Source organism: Myxococcota bacterium (assembly GCA_039030075.1).
In the GTDB taxonomy this organism is placed as follows: Bacteria; Myxococcota_A; UBA9160; order UBA9160; family SMWR01; genus JAHEJV01.
Window position 1 is genome coordinate 359322 of sequence record JBCCEW010000002.1, and the last position, 17558, is coordinate 376879.

General features: G+C 71.7%; 15 protein-coding genes. 1 reads left to right on the forward strand and 14 read right to left on the reverse strand.

Annotated elements, in window-relative coordinates; all coding sequences use genetic code 11:
* Positions 1-12: 12 nt before the first annotated feature.
* From AAF430_03460 to AAF430_03525, 14 genes are all read right to left on the reverse strand, one after another.
* Positions 13-870, reverse strand: coding sequence for a hypothetical protein (locus AAF430_03460; GenBank protein ID MEM7409277.1), 858 nt, complete (start codon positions 868-870; stop codon positions 13-15).
* Positions 867-1784, reverse strand: coding sequence for a UDP-N-acetylmuramate dehydrogenase (gene murB, locus AAF430_03465; protein MEM7409278.1), 918 nt, complete (start codon positions 1782-1784; stop codon positions 867-869). Before murB ends, AAF430_03460 begins: the two co-directional genes overlap by 4 nt.
* A complete protein-coding gene (gene murC, locus AAF430_03470; protein MEM7409279.1) occupies positions 1784-3166 on the reverse strand; it encodes a UDP-N-acetylmuramate--L-alanine ligase in 1383 nt (460 codons plus the stop codon). Before murC ends, murB begins: the two co-directional genes overlap by 1 nt.
* The gene (gene murG / locus AAF430_03475) at positions 3163-4284 is read right to left on the reverse strand and encodes an undecaprenyldiphospho-muramoylpentapeptide beta-N-acetylglucosaminyltransferase (protein MEM7409280.1); all 1122 of its coding nucleotides are present in this window, start codon (positions 4282-4284) and stop codon (positions 3163-3165) included. The genes murC and murG overlap by 4 nt, the downstream gene beginning before the upstream one ends.
* Complete coding sequence (locus AAF430_03480; GenBank protein ID MEM7409281.1) at positions 4281-5423, reverse strand: putative peptidoglycan glycosyltransferase FtsW; 1143 nt, start codon at positions 5421-5423, stop codon at positions 4281-4283. The genes murG and AAF430_03480 overlap by 4 nt, the downstream gene beginning before the upstream one ends.
* A complete protein-coding gene (gene murD, locus AAF430_03485) occupies positions 5420-6766 on the reverse strand; it encodes a UDP-N-acetylmuramoyl-L-alanine--D-glutamate ligase (protein MEM7409282.1) in 1347 nt (448 codons plus the stop codon). The genes AAF430_03480 and murD overlap by 4 nt, the downstream gene beginning before the upstream one ends.
* On the reverse strand, positions 6766-7839 hold the full coding sequence (mraY, locus tag AAF430_03490; protein MEM7409283.1) for a phospho-N-acetylmuramoyl-pentapeptide-transferase: 1074 nt from the start codon (positions 7837-7839) through the stop codon (positions 6766-6768). The genes murD and mraY overlap by 1 nt, the downstream gene beginning before the upstream one ends.
* The gene (murF, locus tag AAF430_03495; GenBank protein ID MEM7409284.1) at positions 7839-9245 is read right to left on the reverse strand and encodes a UDP-N-acetylmuramoyl-tripeptide--D-alanyl-D-alanine ligase; all 1407 of its coding nucleotides are present in this window, start codon (positions 9243-9245) and stop codon (positions 7839-7841) included. The genes mraY and murF overlap by 1 nt, the downstream gene beginning before the upstream one ends.
* The gene (locus AAF430_03500; protein MEM7409285.1) at positions 9242-10789 is read right to left on the reverse strand and encodes a UDP-N-acetylmuramoyl-L-alanyl-D-glutamate--2,6-diaminopimelate ligase; all 1548 of its coding nucleotides are present in this window, start codon (positions 10787-10789) and stop codon (positions 9242-9244) included. Before AAF430_03500 ends, murF begins: the two co-directional genes overlap by 4 nt.
* A complete protein-coding gene (locus tag AAF430_03505; protein ID MEM7409286.1) occupies positions 10786-13005 on the reverse strand; it encodes a penicillin-binding protein in 2220 nt (739 codons plus the stop codon). The genes AAF430_03500 and AAF430_03505 overlap by 4 nt, the downstream gene beginning before the upstream one ends.
* Positions 13002-13352 carry a hypothetical protein gene (locus AAF430_03510; GenBank protein ID MEM7409287.1) on the reverse strand — a complete coding sequence of 117 codons (351 nt, stop codon included), beginning with the start codon at positions 13350-13352 and terminating at the stop codon, positions 13002-13004. Before AAF430_03510 ends, AAF430_03505 begins: the two co-directional genes overlap by 4 nt.
* Positions 13349-14308, reverse strand: coding sequence for a 16S rRNA (cytosine(1402)-N(4))-methyltransferase RsmH (gene rsmH, locus AAF430_03515; protein MEM7409288.1), 960 nt, complete (start codon positions 14306-14308; stop codon positions 13349-13351). Before rsmH ends, AAF430_03510 begins: the two co-directional genes overlap by 4 nt.
* Positions 14309-14566: 258 nt before the next feature.
* Positions 14567-15010, reverse strand: coding sequence for a division/cell wall cluster transcriptional repressor MraZ (gene mraZ, locus AAF430_03520; protein ID MEM7409289.1), 444 nt, complete (start codon positions 15008-15010; stop codon positions 14567-14569).
* Positions 15011-15369: 359 nt separating this feature from the next.
* Positions 15370-16416, reverse strand: a complete 1047-nt coding sequence (locus AAF430_03525) for a histone deacetylase (protein ID MEM7409290.1) — start codon at positions 16414-16416, stop codon at positions 15370-15372.
* Between the two features lie 85 nt (positions 16417-16501).
* Here AAF430_03525 and AAF430_03530 point away from each other — a divergent pair, with 85 nt between their 5' ends.
* Positions 16502-17470 carry an NAD-dependent epimerase/dehydratase family protein gene (locus AAF430_03530; protein MEM7409291.1) on the forward strand — a complete coding sequence of 323 codons (969 nt, stop codon included), beginning with the start codon at positions 16502-16504 and terminating at the stop codon, positions 17468-17470.
* The last annotated feature ends 88 nt before the right edge of the window (positions 17471-17558 follow it).

The following is a 17558-nucleotide window of genomic DNA, read 5'->3' on the forward strand; positions in this document are numbered from 1 at the left end:
GCGGCGCCGCTTCTACGCGGAGCCCCCCGACTCCGCCTTGGGTTGCAGGACCGCTTGGCCCGCAAACCGCAAATCCACCTGTGCCGCCTCGGCGACCTCGGCTGCCCGGTGCGCCAACAGCTCCGCCAGCGACGCGATGCGTGCTTCGAGGTCGTCGCGACCAAGCACGAAGCGCGCGTCGTAGCCCGGCAGGCGCAACACGAGACCCTCCGGATCGTTCGCCTCGCCGAGCTCGATCTCGGTCGGCATCGCTACCCCCTGCTCGGGCAGGGAGCGCGCGACGCGGATCGCCTCGGCCAGGTCCGGGTCGGTCTGTCCGGGCGCCGGCGCGCTGGCGGCGCGCAGCCGCGGTAGCGACTCGGCCTCGTCGGCTTCCAGCACCGCGAAGGGACGTCCCTCGGCGTCGACGCCGAGCGGGCCACCTCCGCCCTCGATCACCACCAGGGCCTGTCGCTCGCGCACCTCGAGCACCACCGTGCCGCCGGGCAGGCGCTTCGCACGCGCTTCGGCGACCCAGGCGTGTTCGCCCAGCGCGGCCACCACCCGCTCGGGCTCGGCGCCGTCGTAGTCGAGGCCCAGCGTGAGCCCGGCAGCGTCGGCGAGCTCGCGGCCGGCGAGGCGTTCGGCGCCCAGCACCTCCACCTGGGTGACGCGCCAGCCCGGATCCCCGAGCTCGGCCAGGATGGCGTCGCCCTGAACGGCGCCGAGGCTGCCGGCGGCCAGCAGGGCCAGGGCGCCAAACAGGGGCCGGCGTCCCGGCCCGCTCTGCTGCTGCTCGCGATCACGCATGCGATTCAAGTGGGCATGCGCCCGCGAACGACGTCGCAACGATTCCTGCTCGATCCGGTTCCCCGGCGCTCGGCTCTTCATCGGTTCCCCCCTACGATCCGCACTTCTCGTTCCAGGCGATGCCCGCTCTGGGCTTCCACGCGCGCGCGGGCCAGCTCGATCAACGCGAGCACGTCCTCGGCGGTGGCCCCGCCCGTATTGGCGATGAAATTCGCGTGGACCGGCGAGATCTGGGCGCCGCCCACCTGATGCCCCTTGAGTCCCGCCGCTTCGATCAACCGGCCGGCGTGGTCGCCGCGCGGGTTCTTGAACACCGAGCCGCACGAAGGCACGGACAGAGGCTGGGTTGCGCCGCGCCGTTCGAGCAGGGCGTCTACCTCGGCGCGGACCGTCGCCGGGTCCGAGGCGTCGACCCGGATCAGGGCCGAGAGGATCACGCTCCCTGGAGCCAGCCCGCGCAGCGAGCGGTAGCGGAAGCGCAAACGCTCGGCCGGGAGGTGACGCCGCCGGCCACCGGCCGGGCTCACGACTTCCACCTCGACGGTGCGCGCCCCGATCTCGTGCTGCGGGATGCCGGCGTTCATGGCGATCCAACCGCCGATCGTGCCGGGAATGCCGGCGCCGAAGGCCAGGCCTCCGAAACCGCGCTCGACGCAGAATCGAGTCAGCTGGCTGTGGGACACGCCCGCCTCGACGCGCAGGCAGCCACCCGGGCGCTCTTCGAGCCGACGGAAGCGGGACAGCTGGATCACCACGCCGGCCAGTGGCTGGTCGGGTGCGAGGCAGTTGAAGCCACCCCCGATCACGTGGTGCGGCACGCGCGCGCGCCCGAGGCGTCGCAAGAGCCCCGCGAGTTCGTTGCGATCGCGCGGGGCCGCGACGGCTTCGGCCGGACCGCCGACCCGCAGCGACGTCAACCGCGCCAGGGGAACGTCGAAGCGGATCGCATCGCCCAGGGCGTCGGTGAGCTCGTCGCGCAGCGCTCGCGTGATCATCAGTCGCGTTGCCCCAAGCCTTCGAGGATGCGCGCGCCCAGACCCGCGATGCTGCCCGCGCCGAGCGTGAGCACCAGGTCACCCGGCTCGGCCTCGGCGAGGATCCGGGCCAGGGCGGCGTCGAGGTCGCCTTCGTAGAAGACGTGCCGATGGCCGTGGTCGCGAATCGCGTCCGCGAGCAGGGTGGCTTCGACACCGGGCAGCTTCGCCTCGCTCGCCGCGTAGATCTCGGTGAGCACCAGCACGTCCGCCCGGTGGAAGCAGCGCGCGAAGTCGTCCCAGAGATCGCGGGTACGGGTGAAACGATGGGGCTGGAAGGCGACGACGACGCGGCCCGGGTGCACCTCACGCGCCGCCGACAGCGTCGCTTCGATCTCGGCCGGGTGGTGTCCGTAATCGTCGACGACCCGGACGCCGTGGGCTTCCCCCTTCCACTCGAAGCGGCGCTCGATGCCCAGGAAGGTCTCGAGGGCCTCCGCCGCGGTGACGAAGGGCACCTCGAGCTCGTGGGCCACGGCCAGCGCCGCCAGGGCGTTCTGCACGTTGTGACGACCGGGCAGGCGAGTCCGCGCGCGCCCCAGCTCTTCGCCGCGGTGGCGCACGGCGAAGGAGAAGCCCGGCGCGGCGGCTTCGAAGGAGTGCGCCACCCAGTCGGCCTGGTTGCTGGTCCCGTAGGTGATCACCCGCCGCGTCATGCGTGGCAGGATCGACTGCACGCCCGGGTGGTCGAGACAGAGCACCGACGCCCCCCAGAAGGGCATGCGATTGCAGAAGGTCACGAAGGCCTCCTGCAGGGTCTCGTAGTCGCCGTAGTGGTCGAGGTGCTCGGGATCGATGTTGGTGACCACGCCCATCACCGGAGCCAGGCGCAGGAACGAGCCGTCGCTCTCGTCGGCTTCGGCAACGAGCAACTCGCCGGCGCCGTGGCGCGTGGTCGAGGGCGGATGCTCGGCCTGCAGCACGCGTCCCCCCACGATCGCCGTCGGGTCGAGGCCGGCCTCGTCCAGGACATGGGCGATCAGCGACGTGGTGGTCGTCTTGCCGTGGCTGCCGGCGACCGCGACGCCGTCCTTCAGGCGCATCACCTCGGCGAGCATCTCGGCGCGGGGGATCACCGGGATCTTCGCGGCGTCGGCCTCGCGGATCTCCGGGTTGTCGGCGCGTACCGCCGAGGAGAACACCACGACGTCGGCGTCGCGCACGTGCTCGGCGGCGTGTCCGACGTGAACGTCGATGCCGAGGCTGCGCAGACGCTCGGTGTTGGCGCTCTCGCGGAGGTCCGAACCCGACACCTGGTAGCCCTGATTCGCCAACAGCTCGGCGAGGCCGCACATGCCGATGCCGCCGGCGCCCACGAAATGGACCCGCTGGATGCGTCTCATGCGTTCGCCTCGAGCCAGTGGGCACAGTGGGTGACGACCTCGGCCGCCGCGTCGGGACGCGCCAGATCGCCGGCGGCGCGGCTCATCGGCACCAGCGATTCCGGGTCGTTCGCGAACTCCGAAAGGGTGTTCAGCAGGGCCTCGCTCTCGAGCGGCCGCGCCTCGAGGAGTCGGGCGGCGCCGTGGGCACTGGCGGCTTCGGCGTTGGCCTTCTGGTGATCGTCCGCCGCGTACGGGTAGGGCACCAGCACCGCGGGCAGGCCGGCCATCGCCAGCTCGGCGACCGTCAGCGCGCCGCTGCGGCAGATCGCCAGATCGCTCTGCGCATAGCGCAGGGGCATGTCGGGCTCGAAGGCGACGACCTGGGCGTCGAGCCGCGTATCTGCGTAGGCCTGGGCGACGCGGTCGCGGTCGGCTTCGCCGGTCTGGTGGAAGATCTCGAAGTGGGAGGCGTCGAGCGCGGAGGCGATCTCGACCAACGCATCGTTGATCTGGCGGGCGCCCTGACTGCCGCCGAAGACCAGCAAGCGCAGCGGCTTCCCCGGTGCGCGCCGTTCGGGGGCTGCGCGAAACGCCTGCACCAGCTCGCGTCGCAGCGGGGCTCCCGCCACCACCGTGTCGCCGCGGGTCTCGAAGTGGCCGTGGGCGGCCTCGAACTGGGTGAACACCGCTCGCGCGAAGCGCGCGGCCAACCGGTTTGCCCGGCCGGGGATCGCGTTCGGCTCGACGAGGGCGATCGGCAACCGCCGCAACACGGCGGCGAGCACGCCAGGCACGGACGCGTAGCCGCCCACCGAGACGAGTAGCTGGGCGCGCCGCTGACCGAGGGCGCGCCACGCCGCGAACACGCCGCGCGCGGTATCGAAGAGCGCGCGCAGCTTCGCGAGGCTGCCGCGTCCCATGATCTGACCGCTCGGCAAGGTGACGAGGTCGAACCCCGCCTCGGGAACGAGACGGCGCTCGAGTCCGATCTCGCCGCCGAGCAGGAACACGCCGTCGCCACGTGCGGCGACCGCCTCGGCGAGCGCGAGCGCCGGCGTCACGTGTCCGCCGGTGCCGCCGCCGGCGATCGCCCAGACAGCGCGCCCGCGCTTGGTGTCCGAAATGGCCGCGCTCATGCGTGCCGGCTCCGCCACCGTGGGCTCCCGGTCTGCGCTTCTCGGTCGGCGTCGCTCCCGATGCGCAGCAGGATGCCGATCGCCGCCGCCGTACACAGCAGCGAGTTGCTGCCGTGGGAGAGCAGGGGCAGCGTGAGGCCGGTCGTCGGCAGCAGGCCCATCACCACGGCGCCGTTGCAGAGTGCGGGCAGCACGATCAGGCCGGTCGCCCCGGTGGCCAGCAGGCGCGCGAAGGGCGTCGTGGCATGACGCGCGATGCGCAGCCCGGCCCAGCAAAGCGCGGCGAACGCACCGAGCACGACGAGCACCCCGACGAGCCCGAGCTCCTCGGCGACCACCGAAAGGATGAAGTCGGTATGGGCTTCGGGCAGGTAGAAGAGCTTCTGGCGGCCGTCCCCGAGGCCGACGCCGAGGCTGCCACCACGCCCGAAGGCGACGAAAGACTGTACGAGCTGGAAGCCCTCGCTGTGCGCGGTCTGCCACGGGTCGAGGAAGCCGCGCACACGGGCCAGGGCGTAAGGGCGCGCCGCCACGTAAGCCCCGGCGCCGAGCAGGCCGAGCCCGGCGGGCAGGGCCAAGCGACGGAAGGGCAGCCCCGCGCCGAAGAGCAGCAGACCGACGACGGCGCACAGGATCACCGCGCTGCCAAAGTCGGGTTGCAGGAGCAAGAGCAGCACGGGGGGCGCGACGAGCAGCCCCACCCGCAACAGCAGTCCGTGGGTGTCGATCACGCGCGGAGTCGCCCGCGACAGCACCAGGGCGACGGCCAACACGGTGGCGAGTCGCGCGGGTTCGGCGGCCTGGAGTGCGACGGGAAGGCCCGGGATGGCGAGCCAGCGTCGCGCACCGTTCGCTTCGATTCCCATCACCAGCGTGGCCGCCAAGGCGATGCCGCCCGCGAGCCATGCCCACAGGGCGAAGCGTTCCCAGAACACGACCGGCAGGCGGCTCACCACGAACGCGACGCACAGCGCCCCGAGGACGCCCGCGGCGTGTCGCAACGCGAGCGGCGGGAAGGGCTCGCCCATCGCGAGCGCCGCGGTCGTGCTGTAGTTCATCACCACGCCGATCGCCGTCAGCGCGAGTGCACTCGTGACCAACGCTCCGTCCCAACGCGAAGCGGCGGTGGCATCGTTCACCGGTCGTCCTCGACGGGGGGGAGGTCGCCGACGGCGGCCTGAAAGCGTCGGCCGCGGTCCTCAAAGTTCGCGAATTGGTCGTGACTTGAACACCCCGGAGCGAGCAAAACCCAGTCTCCGGGACGGGCGATCTGGGCGGCGCGCCGGACGGCGTCCTCGAGGCTCGGCTCGGCGTGGACGGGCAGGGCGTCCCCGAGGGCAGCGGCCAGGGCGGGCGCGGCCTCGCCAATCAACAGGGCGGCTCGCGCGGCCTGCGCGCCCGCCGCCAGCTCGGCGAGGTCGAGGCCCTTCGCGCGGCCGCCTCCGATCCAGATGACGGGCCCTCCGCAGCCCTCGAGCGCCCGCAGCGCGGCGCCGGGATTGGTCGCCTTGGAGTCGTCGACCCAGGTGACCCCTCCCCGGTGGGAGACGATCTGGTGGCGGTGGGGTAGGCCCTCGAAGCCCGCGAGGCCTCCGAGCGCCGGAGGCAGGTCGGCGCCGAGGGCGTGCACCGCGCCGATGGCGGCCAGGGCGTTCTCCCGGTTGTGACGGCCGGGCTGGCGCCAGTCGAAGGGGAGCCGGCGGGGCGCCGCGGCGCGTTCCTGGAGCAGCAGTTCGCCCGCGTCCAGCCCGAGGGTGGCGGCGAAGGCCTCCTCCGGCTGAGGGGCCCGGTCGGCGGCGAAGGCCAGGACCCGCCCGCGTGCCGCGGACACGAAGGCCGCGACGTGGGCGTCCTCCGCGTTCAGGACGGCCCAGTCCTCGTCGCGCTGGTTCGCCAGGATCCGCAGCTTCGCGTTGCGATAGGCCGCGAAGTCGCCGTGCCGGTCGAGGTGGTCGGGCGTGAGGTTGAGCACGACCGCCACCCGGGGGCGGAACGCCTGGGTCGTCTCGAGCTGGAAGGACGAGACCTCGAGGACGGCCACATCGAGGGCCTCGCCGACGAGGGACAGGGCGGGAATCCCGACGTTGCCGCCGACGCCGACGCGCAGACCGGCAGCGCGCAGCAGCGCCGCGACCAGCAGGGTGGTCGTGGATTTTCCGTTGGTCCCCGTGACCGCCACGATCGGGACGGGCAGGGCGTCGGCCGCCCACTCGATGTCGCCGCGCACGTCGCGGGCCCGCCCGGCATAGCGCTCGGGCGGTACGCCGGGGCTCGGCACCACGCAGTCGAACTCGGCCGGGTCGGGGAACGCCGCACCGAGCCGGACCTCCACCTCGGGCGGCAGTTCGGCGGCCAGCCGAGCGTCCTCGCGCTCGTCGGCTGCCACCACCCGGGCGCCCCGCTCGGCGAAGAACAGCGCCGCGCTGCGACCGGTCGCACCCAGGCCGAGGACGAGGATCCGCGCTCCCGCGAGCGAGGGCATCAACGCAGCTTCAGGGACGACAGCGCCACCAGGCCGAGAATGGCCGACACGATCCAGAAGCGGACGACGATCTTCTGCTCGGCCCAGCCGAGCTTCTCGAAGTGGTGGTGAATGGGTGTCATGAGGAACACCCTCTTCCCCGTCAGGCGGAACGAGGTGACCTGGATGATCACCGACACCGTCTCCATCACGAACACGCCGCCCACCACGGCGAGCAGGATCTCCTGGCGGATCAGGAGGGCGATCGTGCCCAGCGCGCCGCCCAGGGCCAGTGATCCGACGTCGCCCATGAACAGCTGGGCCGGCGGGGCGTTGAACCACAGGAAGCCGAGTCCGCCGCCGATCAAGGCGCCGCAGAAGATCGCGAGGTGTCCCGATCCGGGGACGTGCTTGATCGCCAGGTAGTCGGCGATCACCGCGTGGCCGGCCGCATAGGCAAGGATCAAGAAGGTCCCGGCGGAGATCATCACCGGGCCGATCGCCAGCCCGTCGAGTCCGTCGGTGAGATTCACCGCATTGCTGGTGGCCACGATGATGAAGGTGGCGAGCGGGATGTAGAGCCAGCCGATGTGGGGCGTGAAGTTCTTGAAGAACGGCACCGAGAGCCGGGCGTCGAAGTTCGGGTCGGTGTAGATGGCGAGGGCCACGATCGAGGCCAGCAGCGTCTGCCAGAAGAGCTTCGCGCGCGCGGACACGCCGGCGCTGCTGCCCTCACGCACCTTTGCGTAGTCGTCGATGAAGCCGAGGATCCCGTAGCCCAGGGTCAAGCCGACCAGGATCCAGACGGGTCGGCTGTCGAGATTCGACCAGAGCAGCACCGACACGAGCAGCGACAACAGGATCAGGAGGCCGCCCATCGTGGGCGTGCCCGCCTTCGACTGGTGGTCGGGGCCGATCTCCCGGATCGGCTGGCCGACGCGCAGCTTCGACAGGCGTCGGATCAGCGGCGGGCCGAAGGTGAAGGCCAGGAAGAGCGCCGTGAGCGTGGCCGCGCCGGTGCGGAACGTGATGTAGCGAAAGACGTTGAAGGCGCCGATCTCGCCCGCCAGCGGATAGAGCAGGTGGTAGAACATCAGTCCTCGCGCGCCTCGCCGAAGCCTTCGCGCAGATGTGCGACGACGCGCTCCATGCGCATCGCTCGCGATCCCTTCACCAAAACACGGTCCCCCGCTTCGAGGCCGGCCAGGGCCCGTTCGGCGACGTCTTCCCACTGCTCGGACGCGAAGGTCGCGGTCGCCGGAATCCCGGCGCGCTCGGCCGCAGCCGCCACGCGCTGGGCATTCGCGCCCACGGCGAACAAGCGATCGACGCCGAGCTTGCCGGCGAGCTCGCCGGCACCCTCGTGGGCGGCCACTTCGTGCTCGCCGAGCTCGCCCATGTCACCGAGGATCGCGATGCACTGGCCTTCGCCCGCGTCGCGGGTCAGCGTGCGCAGCGCCTCTTCCATCGACTGGGGGTTGGCGTTGTAGGTGTCGTTGATCAGGAGGCCTCCGCCGCGCAACAGGATGGGCTCGAGACGACCGGTCACCGGTCGATAGGCGGCCAGTCCGCGCGGCAGCTCCTGGAGCGCACAGCCCGCGGCGAGTGCCCCCGCCGCAGCCGCGAGCGCGTTGATCACCGTGGTTTCTCCGAGCCCGGCCACCTGCACCGCCACGCTCCCCTCCGCCGTCGTCAGGCGGAAGTGGTAGCGACCCGAGGGATCACTGCGCTCGTCTTCCGCGCGCACATCGGCTTTCGGGGAGCGCCCGAAGCGAAGGACGCGCGCCGCGGTGCGCTCCGCCTGGGCGGAGACGCGCGGATCGTCCACGTTCAGGACCGCTGTGCCCGCGGTCGCCAGCGACGCCACCAGGTCGCCCTTCTCCAGAGCGATCTCTTCCTGACTGCCCAAGTGCTCGATGTGGGCCGTCCCGACGTTGGTGATCACGCCGACGTCGGCCCGTGCGATCTGCGCGAGCTGCGCGATCTCCCCCCGGTGGTTCATGCCGAGCTCCACGACGACGTGACGGTGCTCGGCTTCGCGCCGCAGCAGGGTCAGGGGCAGCCCGAAGTGGTTGTTCAAGTTGCCCTCGGTCTTCAGGCAGGGGCCCGTCGCGCCGAGGATCGCCGCGCACATCTCCTTCGTCGTGGTCTTGCCGTTGCTGCCCGTGATCGCGACCAGCGGACCGCGGTGCCGTTCTCGATGCCCCTTGGCGAGCGCCCCCAACGCGGCAGTCGTGTCGGCGACGGCGATCTCCGCGCCCGGCGCCGTGCCTTCGGGGTGGGCCTCGTCGACGAGACAGCCCTGCACCCCGGCCCGCGCGACGTCGGCGAGGAAGTCGTGGCCGTCGAAACGGTCACCGCGGATCGCGACGAAGAGGGCCGCGTGTCCGACGTTGCGGCTATCGATCGTGACGCTCTCGAAGCGGGTGCCGGGCTCGCCGCGACGCAGGCGGCCTCCGGTCCAGCGCACCGCATCCTCGACGCGAAACACTTCGCTCATTCGGCCTCCGGCGCGGTGGGCTCGGCGAGCGCGCGCAGCGCCTCGTCGCGGTCGCTGAAGGGTAGTCGTTCGCGACCGATGATCTGGTAGTCCTCGTGACCCTTGCCCGCGATGGCGACCATGTCGTCCGGTCCAGCGATGGCGAGGGCCGCCCGGATCGCTTCGCGGCGATCGGCGATGCGCAAGTAGCCGCGCGTGTCGTCGAAGGCCGCGGCATCCACGCGGGGAAAGCCGACCAGACCCGCCTCGACGTCATCGAGGATGCGCTCGGGGTCTTCGGTGCGCGGGTTGTCGCTCGTGGCGACCACCCGGTCCGCGTGCCGCGCCACCGCTTCGGCCATCAGCGGACGCTTCGCGCGGTCCCGGTCACCACCGCAGCCGAACACGGTGATCAGGCGTCCGCGGCAAAGCGGGCGCAACGTGGCGAGCAACTTGTCGACCGCGTCGGGCGTATGGGCGTAGTCGACGATCACCTGGGGGCCGGCGCTCGCGCCGACGCGCTCGATGCGACCGGGCACCTGGGGACACGCCGCGACACCCTCGGCGATCGTGGCGAAGGGCAACTCCAGACCGACCCCGATCCCGACGGCGACGAGCAGGTTCTCGAGGTTGAAGTCGCCGAGCAGGGGGAGCTGGAGCTCGCCGCTGGCAGCCGGCGTCGCGACGGTCGCACGCGTACCCTCGAGGTCCACGTGGGCTTCGAGGAGACGGATCTCGGCGTCGCCGTCGCCTTCGCGCGAGACGCGCAGCACCCGCGCACCGCGCTCCCGGGCGGCCGCGACGAACGCCGCTCCGCTCGGGTCGTCGATGTTGACGATTGCGACGCCGTCCGGGCGCAGGTGCTCCCGCATCAGCAGGAGCTTCGCCTCCCGGTAGCGATCCATGTCGCCATGGTGGTCGAGGTGGTCCTGGGTGAGGTTCGTGAACGCCGCCACAGCGAAGCCGCAGCCATCGACGCGGCCGCAGTCGAGGCCGTGGGACGACACTTCCATCACCGCGGTCTCGACGTGCTGGGTGCACATGTTCCGCAGCAGTCGCTGGAGGTCGAGGCTCTCGGGCGTGGTGTTGACAGCCCGCTGCCGTTCGCTGCCGAACCGCACCTCGACCGTGCCGATCAGGCCGGCGCGACGTCCCGCCGCAGCGAGCAGGGATTCGACGAGGTAGGTCGTCGACGTCTTGCCGTTCGTGCCCGTGACGCCGATGAGCGAGAGTTCCTCGCTCGGGCGACCGAAGAAGTGGGCGGCGATGGGCGCCAGCGCGCGGCGGGAGTCCGGTACCTCGACGATGGCCGCGTCCTTCACCTCGAAGCCCGCGGGCAACGACTCCACGATCAGCGCGCTCGCCCCGAGACGCTGGGCGGCGGCGAGGTAGTCGTGACCGTCGACCTCGGCCCCGCGCAGGGCGAAGAACGCATCGCCCGGGCTGACGTCGCGCGAGTCGTAGGTGAGTCCGCGGATGATCGGGTCCGCGCCGGCGGCGCCGGGGCGCTGGCTCCGAGGCGCATTCGGGGCGGGCAGGGCACCGAGCAGCTCGCCGAGTCTCATCCGCTCTCTTCCCTCGGTTCGCTCGTCGCGTTGCCGCGGTCGGCCGCAGAGGCCGGGCGGAACTCGATCCGCACCACATCGCTGCCGGCGACGACCACGCTTCCTGGCGGCGGATCCTGATGGACGGCGACACCGTCACCCTGCAGCTTGACGGATAGGCCGTTCGCAGCCGTGACCTGCATCACCTCGGTGCGCGAGAGACCGACGAAGTCGGGCAACAGCACCCGGTCGCGGAACGCTTCCACCGGCACCGCCGGAACGGCGGCCACGGTGACGGGCGCCGGCGGTTCGGGCTCGGTCGGGGCCGGCGCGGCCGCGGGTCGCGGCGGGTCCACCGTCGGGGGCGGCGCGGAGACTGCCGCGGTCAGCGCTTCGGGCGCGCGTTCCGCCGAAGCGGGGACGTGCTCGGTCGCGCTCGCTGCCCGGGCGAGCGCGGCGGCGTCGGCTTCGGGCGTGTCGGCTGCGTCGTCGACCGCCGGAGGCGCGTTGGCCTCCACGGTCTTCGACGCGACGACGACGGGCGGTGCGTCCGACACGTGGATTCCGTGCTGGGCCAATTGGCTCGGCGCCACGGCGGCGAAGAGCGGCGCCGCGGCGACGCCGCCGCTGTGGAGCGGCCGCTTCGGCTCGTCGAGCTGGGTGACGATCACGACGCGCGGCGCATCGACGGGCGCGATCCCGACGAACCAGGCGCGGAACGCGTCCTGGGAGTAGCGCAGCGCGACGGCGTCCCACTTCTGTGCCGTGCCGGTCTTCCCCGCGGTGCGGATGCCGGGGAGGGCGGCACGCCTTCCCGTACCGTCGGAGCCCGTGACGGTTTCCAGCATTCCCAGGACCCGCGCCGCCACTTCGGGACGCAGCACCTGGCGCACGACTTCGGGACGCGTCGGCTGCCAGGACCCACCGGCGACGCGGCGCGCCGTGACCAGGCGCGGGCGCAGCAGACGCCCCCCATTCGCGAGGACCGAGGTGGCGACGGCCAGCTGCAGCGGTGTCACCGAGACGCCCTGGCCGAACGCGATCGTCGCATGATCCACGGGCTTCCAGTCCCGCCAAGGCCGCAGCACACCCGCCGACTCGTCCGGGAACAGGCTGCCGGTCTTCTGGCCGAAGCCGAAGTCGCGCAGCATCTCGAAGTGGGGCTTGCGGCCGAGGGCCTGGGCGATCTTCACGGCGCCGACGTTGCTCGAGACGCGCAGTACGCTGGCCGGATCGAGCGGGCCGAAGTCGCGGGCGTCGCGGATGATCTTCCCCGGCAGGGCCAGTTCGCCGGACTCGGTGTCGATCGCTTCGTCCGGGTCGATCGCGTCGCGCTCCAGGGCCGCCGCGACGAGGAAGGCCTTCATCGCCGAGCCCGGTTCGACCGCGTCGAGCAGGGCAGCGGAGCGGGTCGCGCGGAACTTCGTGTGTCGGAAGTCGTTCGGGTCGAAGGTGGGCCACTCGGCGAGGCTCAGGATCTCCCCGGTGTGCGGGTCCATCGCCAGGACGAGTCCGCCCCGCGCGCCCGTGGTTTCACAGGCTTCGCGCAGGGCGCGCTGGGCTTCCGCCTGGAGCGTCGCGTCGATCGAGAGCGCGATGTCCCCTCCTGCCGTGCCCCAGGTGGCCCCGCCACTCTGCACGAGCAGCTGTCCGCTGCCGTCGCGCTCGACCGGCAGGCGCCGGGTCGTGCCGCGCAGCCAGTCGTCTTCCTGCTGTTCGATCCCGCGCACGCCGTCGCCGTCGATGTTCGCGAAGCCCACCAGGCGCGAGGCCAGGCCCTTGTGCGGGTAGATGCGGCGCGGTTCGGTGATCAGGCCGACGCCGTCGAGGTCGGCCGCCTCGATCGCTCTGGCCTTCGCATCCGTGGTCCAGCGCGCGACGAAACGAAACCCGCCGCGGTTCTCGATGTGGGCCAGGACATCGGCGCGGTCGGTCCCGAATTCGCGCGAGAGCAGCCGCGCGACCCCGACGGCGTCGGTCACGTCGCGGCCGACCACGTACACCGAAGGGGCGTCGATGGTGAGAGCGAGTCCGGCGCCGTGGCGATCGACGATGCGCCCGCGCTCGGGCGCCAGGGTCAGGGTGCGCAGGGTCTGGGCCTCGCCGCGCTCGGCGCCGCGCTGGTCGAAGACCGAGAGGTGGGCCGCGCGTACGCCGAGCACGGCGAACGCCAACACCAGGAGCGCGCGGGCGACCGCGAGGCGGCGGCCGCTGCGGCTCGCCAGGTCCGAGCTCACGGATCTTCCCGGCGGGCGAGTTCCGGTCGCAGTTCGATCACCCGACCGCGTTCGAACCCACGCTCGCGCGCGAGTTCGGCGAGCCGGGTCGGATCGCGCAGGGCCTCGATCTCTGCGTGGTGCTGGCTGCGCCGCAGCAGCAGCTCCTGCTCTTCGCGCACGAGCTCACCGAGCGCATAGCGCGTGCGCAGCAGATCGATCCGCAGCGTCACCAGAGCCAGAGCGCAGACGAGTGCTGCGCAAAGCCACCAGCCCCAGGGTCGATCCCGCAGCTCGCTCCGCGCGATCCGCACGCGTTGGAAGTCGCGGCCGACGAGCTGGCGCGGTTCACTGCGGTAGCGGTTCATGCGGCCTCCGCGAGGCGTTCGGCCGCGCGCAGCTTCGCGGAGCGGGCGCGCGGGTTGGCGGCGATCTCGTCGTCGCCCGGCTGGAGAGGCCGCCGAGTCAGGATGCGCAGACGCGGGCGCCCGCCACACATGCAGAGCGGGACCTCGGGCGGGCACACACAGCCGCGCGCCGCATCCCGAAAGCCGTGCTTCACGACCCGGTCTTCGGCCGAGTGGTAGGCCAGCACGACGAGGCGTCCGCCCGGGCGGAGCGCGTCGATCGCGGCCTCGAGGCCGTCCGTGAGCGCGCCGAGTTCGTCGTTGGTGGCGATCCGCAGCGCCTGGAACACGAGCGTGGCCGGATGGTGCCGGCGACCGCCGCCGATGCGCGCTTCCTCGACGACCCGGATCAGATCGCCCGCGGTCCGCAGCGGCGCCTCGCGCCGCGCGGTGACCAGCGCCCGCGCGAGCCGTCGCGCGCCGCGCAGGTCGGCGTAGCGGCGAAACCAGTCGGCGAGCTGCTCCTCGGAAGCGCGCGCCAGCAGGTCGGCAGCAGAAGGTCCCTCGCTCGGATCCATCCGCATGTCGAGCGGGGTCTCCGCGGCGGTGTCGGCCGCGAACCGAAAGCCGCGCGACGCGGTGTCGAGCTGGTACGAGGACACCCCGAGGTCGAGGAGCACGGCGTCCACTTGATCGACGCCCCGTGCCCGAAGGACCGCGGTCAGGTCCCGGAACGACGCATGCACGAGCTCGACGCGATCGGCGAAGGGGCGCAGGCGCTCGGTCGCGGCGGCCAGTGCGTCCGGGTCGCGGTCCAGGCCGATCAGCCGACCATCGGGGCCGGTCTTCTCGAGGATCGCGGCGGCGTGGCCGCCACCGCCCACCGTCCCATCCACGACGTTGGCGCCAGCAGCGAGACCGAGCCATTCCAGGCTCTCTCGCTGCAGCACGGATCGGTGCGCGAAGTCAGTGGCCACTGGAGCGGGGCTCCCACCTGTGCCCCCGAGCGGATCGCTGGATCAGGATCGCGCCCGTCGCGGCGCGCCCGGCGGAGGAGGGATCCGTTGGATCCCGTTGCTGCGGAGCGACGCTGGGGTGCCTCGGAGCACCGTCTCTCCAGAACCGAGCGTCCCCCCCATTGACTACTCGGCCCTGTCTGAGAGAGGTGCTCCGAGAACACCCCTAGCAATCGTTCGGAAGGATGGGATCCTTCCTACCCCCCGCTTGTGAACTCCTCAGCTACCCAGCTTTCCCGCCACGGACTTCGCCATGTCCACGAAGCGGGCCTGGGTTTGAATCAGACTGGCGTCGAACCGAGCGCTGTCCCACAGCTCGATCTTGGGTCCGACTCCGGCTACGGTGACTTCGCGATCGAGGCCCGCGTACTCCCGCAGATGCGGCGGCACGAGGATTCGACCTTGCTTGTCCACCGGACATTCCGTGGCTCCCGAGACCAGCATCCGGGCGTAGTCCTGCGCTTCCGGATCGACGGTGGCGATGCCCACGATGCTCTCTTCGAAGGCCTGCCAGTCCTCGTAGGGATAGAGGTCGAGGCACTGGTGCGCGTTGGTCAGGATCGGCGGACGATCGCTGCGCCGCTCGAGCTCCTGCCGGAACGTGGCCGGCAGGCTCATGCGGTTCTTGGAATCGATCGTATGCACGTGGCGGCCTCGGAACATCAGCTTGCGTGGGAACCGTCCTGGGGTCCGCGGGAGTCATCGACTTAGCGATACCACTCAGTGCCCTCGGACTGCTCTCTTGTACCACCCGGTCCCACCCGGTGCAAGAACTTTTTTTGTTCTTGGGCATTTCCGTGCGAAGTTGCGAGTCGCATACAAGATCTCGCGGTTGAGTCCACGCGCAGACACAAGATCCGGGGGGCTCGAGCGCCGTTCCGCGACGCTGGATTTCGGCCGGAATCGAGAAATTTCGAGGCCCCGAGGGCGATGGGATCTCGCACCCCGCGGATCCGGGGAGCGGCGGCCCATGCCACCCCATTCCCGGGTGCGGGGGGCCGGTTCCCCCCGGCTCGGGAGGCCTAGCCGGCCAGCAGATCGCCGGCGTGGACGTCCCGCGACTGCTGGACCAGCCGGGCGAGCACGCTCTCGGCCGGGGCCGCAACGGCCGCGGGCAGGGCCGGCGCTGCGGACAGGATTCCGGAGAGGACGGCGTCCATGCCCTCGCGGAGTCCGAGCAGCGAGTAGCCCCCTTCGAGCACGAAGAGCAGCCGGCCGCCGCAGAGCTCGTCGGCGAGGCCCCGGACCCAGGCCGTGAGCGCGGCGAAGCCCGACTGGGTGACCCGCATGGCAGCGAGCGGATCGTCCTCGTGGGCGTCGAAGCCGCAGGACACGATCCAGTAGTCGGGGGCGAAGGCACGCGCAGCGGGCTCGAGAACCTGCTGGAAGAGGCCCAGGTACTCGGCGTCGCCGCAGCCCGCCGGCAACGGCAGGTTCAGCGTGCGGCCTTCGCCGCGGCCGACACCGACTTCTCCGGCCGAACCGGTGCCCGGGTAGTACGGGAACTGGTGGGTCGAGACGTAGAGCACCGACGGGTCGGTCTCGAAACTGTGCTGGGTGCCGTTCCCGTGGTGCACGTCCCAGTCGAGGAGCAGCACCTTCTCGACGCCGGCCTGCTGCTGGACCGCTCGCGCCGCGATCGCGGCGTTGTTGAGCAGGCAGAAGCCCATCGCACGATCGGACTCGGCGTGGTGCCCGGGCGGGCGCACGGCGGCGAAGCCGCAATCGATCTCACGGGTCGCCACGCGCACCGCGAGCTCCACACTCGCACCGGCCGCGAGCAGCGCGACCTCATGGCTCGCCGGGGAGCAGTAGGTGTCCGGATCGAGGCGATCGGCACCGGCACGCGCCGCTTGCTCGATCAGATCCAGGTGTTCGCGTCGGTGGATCGCCAGGATCTCTTCGGGCTGGGCCGGACGCGGCGCTCGCCGCACGAACGCCCCTTCGCGCGCCGCGAGCGCGGCGTCGATGGCTTCCAGCCGCTCGGGCCGTTCGGGGTGACGTTCCGGGCCCCGGTGATCGCGGAAACGGGCATCGGTGACGATCTCGACACGGCGCTGGGCATTCATCGTGGGCCATGGTATCCCGTGCGACGAGCGCCTGCGTTGCCGGGGGACGGCCCGCAAGCCAGAGGGGCGGCCAAAGGGGGGTGCGGTGAGCGGTCCTGGCGTCATCGCGATCACCGGGCTTCGCGGCTTTCTCGGCGGAGGCCTGGCCGCGCGTCTGGTCCAGCGCGAAGCGGGTCTCGAAGTCGTCGGACTCGATCGCAAGCGGCCCTACCGGCTCGACGATCGCGTGCGGTATCGCGAGGTCGACTTCGCAGCGCCCCAGGCCGACGCCCACCTGGCCGGAGTGCTCGAACGCGAGGGCGTCGAGACGCTGGTCCATCTCGCGTTCCGCCAGGACCCGGGGCCCGATCTCGCCGCCGACCACGAACTCGACACCGAGGGCGCGCTCGAGGTGTTGCACGCGTGCACCGCCGCGAAGGTGCGACGTCTGGTCCTGGCCTCGACCACGATGGTCTACGGGGCCCGGCCCGACAACCCGAGCTTCCTGACCGAGGAGCACCCGCTGCGCGGGCATCCGGACGCGCACGCCGTGGCCGATCGCATCGAAACGGAAGGGCTGGTGGAGCGTTGGCGCGCGTCGCATCCCGACGTCGAGGTCACGGTGCTGCGCTGCTGTTGGGTCTGCGGGCCGACGGTCCGCAACCGAACCCTGCGCTACCTGAGCCTCCCCGTCGTTCCGGTGCCCTTCGGCTACGACCCGATGATCCAGCTCTTGCACGAAGACGACGCGCTCGATGCCTTCGAAGCCGCCGTGCTCGAGCGACACCCCGGCGTCTTCAACGTGGTCGGGCCGGGGCAGCTGCCGCTGTCCCATCTGTTTCGGCTCTCGGGCCAGCGCACCCTGCCGCTGCCTCCGCCGCTCCTGCATCGGCTGGCCTACCTCCCGTCCCAGGGGCAGACCGGCGATCCACCGGCCGCGTTCTACGATTACCTCCGCTACGGGTGGGTCGCCGACGGGCGGCGCGCCTGGGAAGCGTTCGGCACGCCGCACTACACCACGAAGGAAGCCTGGAGCTCCTTCGTGTCCGCGCAGCGCTTGCAGCGCTACACCTGAGCCATGAGCGAGACACCCCCCATCGCGCGCAACCGAGCGCCCTCCGACGTCGCTGACGATCCCTGGGAACGCCTGCCCGGCGACGCCG

Bases quoted from the DNA above. Each gene is read 5' to 3' on its own strand.
- AAF430_03460 (MEM7409277.1), bottom strand. From the start codon at position 870: ATGAAGAGCCGAGCGCCGGGGAACCGGATCGAGCAGGAATCGTTGCGA.
- murB (MEM7409278.1), bottom strand. From the start codon at position 1,784: ATGATCACGCGAGCGCTGCGCGACGAGCTCACCGACGCCCTGGGCGAT.
- murC (MEM7409279.1), bottom strand. From the start codon at position 3,166: ATGAGACGCATCCAGCGGGTCCATTTCGTGGGCGCCGGCGGCATCGGC.
- murG (MEM7409280.1), bottom strand. From the start codon at position 4,284: ATGAGCGCGGCCATTTCGGACACCAAGCGCGGGCGCGCTGTCTGGGCG.
- murD (MEM7409282.1), bottom strand. From the start codon at position 6,766: ATGCCCTCGCTCGCGGGAGCGCGGATCCTCGTCCTCGGCCTGGGTGCG.
- mraY (MEM7409283.1), bottom strand. From the start codon at position 7,839: ATGTTCTACCACCTGCTCTATCCGCTGGCGGGCGAGATCGGCGCCTTC.
- murF (MEM7409284.1), bottom strand. From the start codon at position 9,245: ATGAGCGAAGTGTTTCGCGTCGAGGATGCGGTGCGCTGGACCGGAGGC.
- AAF430_03500 (MEM7409285.1), bottom strand. From the start codon at position 10,789: ATGAGACTCGGCGAGCTGCTCGGTGCCCTGCCCGCCCCGAATGCGCCT.
- AAF430_03510 (MEM7409287.1), bottom strand. From the start codon at position 13,352: ATGAACCGCTACCGCAGTGAACCGCGCCAGCTCGTCGGCCGCGACTTC.
- mraZ (MEM7409289.1), bottom strand. From the start codon at position 15,010: ATGTTCCGAGGCCGCCACGTGCATACGATCGATTCCAAGAACCGCATG.
- AAF430_03525 (MEM7409290.1), bottom strand. From the start codon at position 16,416: ATGAATGCCCAGCGCCGTGTCGAGATCGTCACCGATGCCCGTTTCCGC.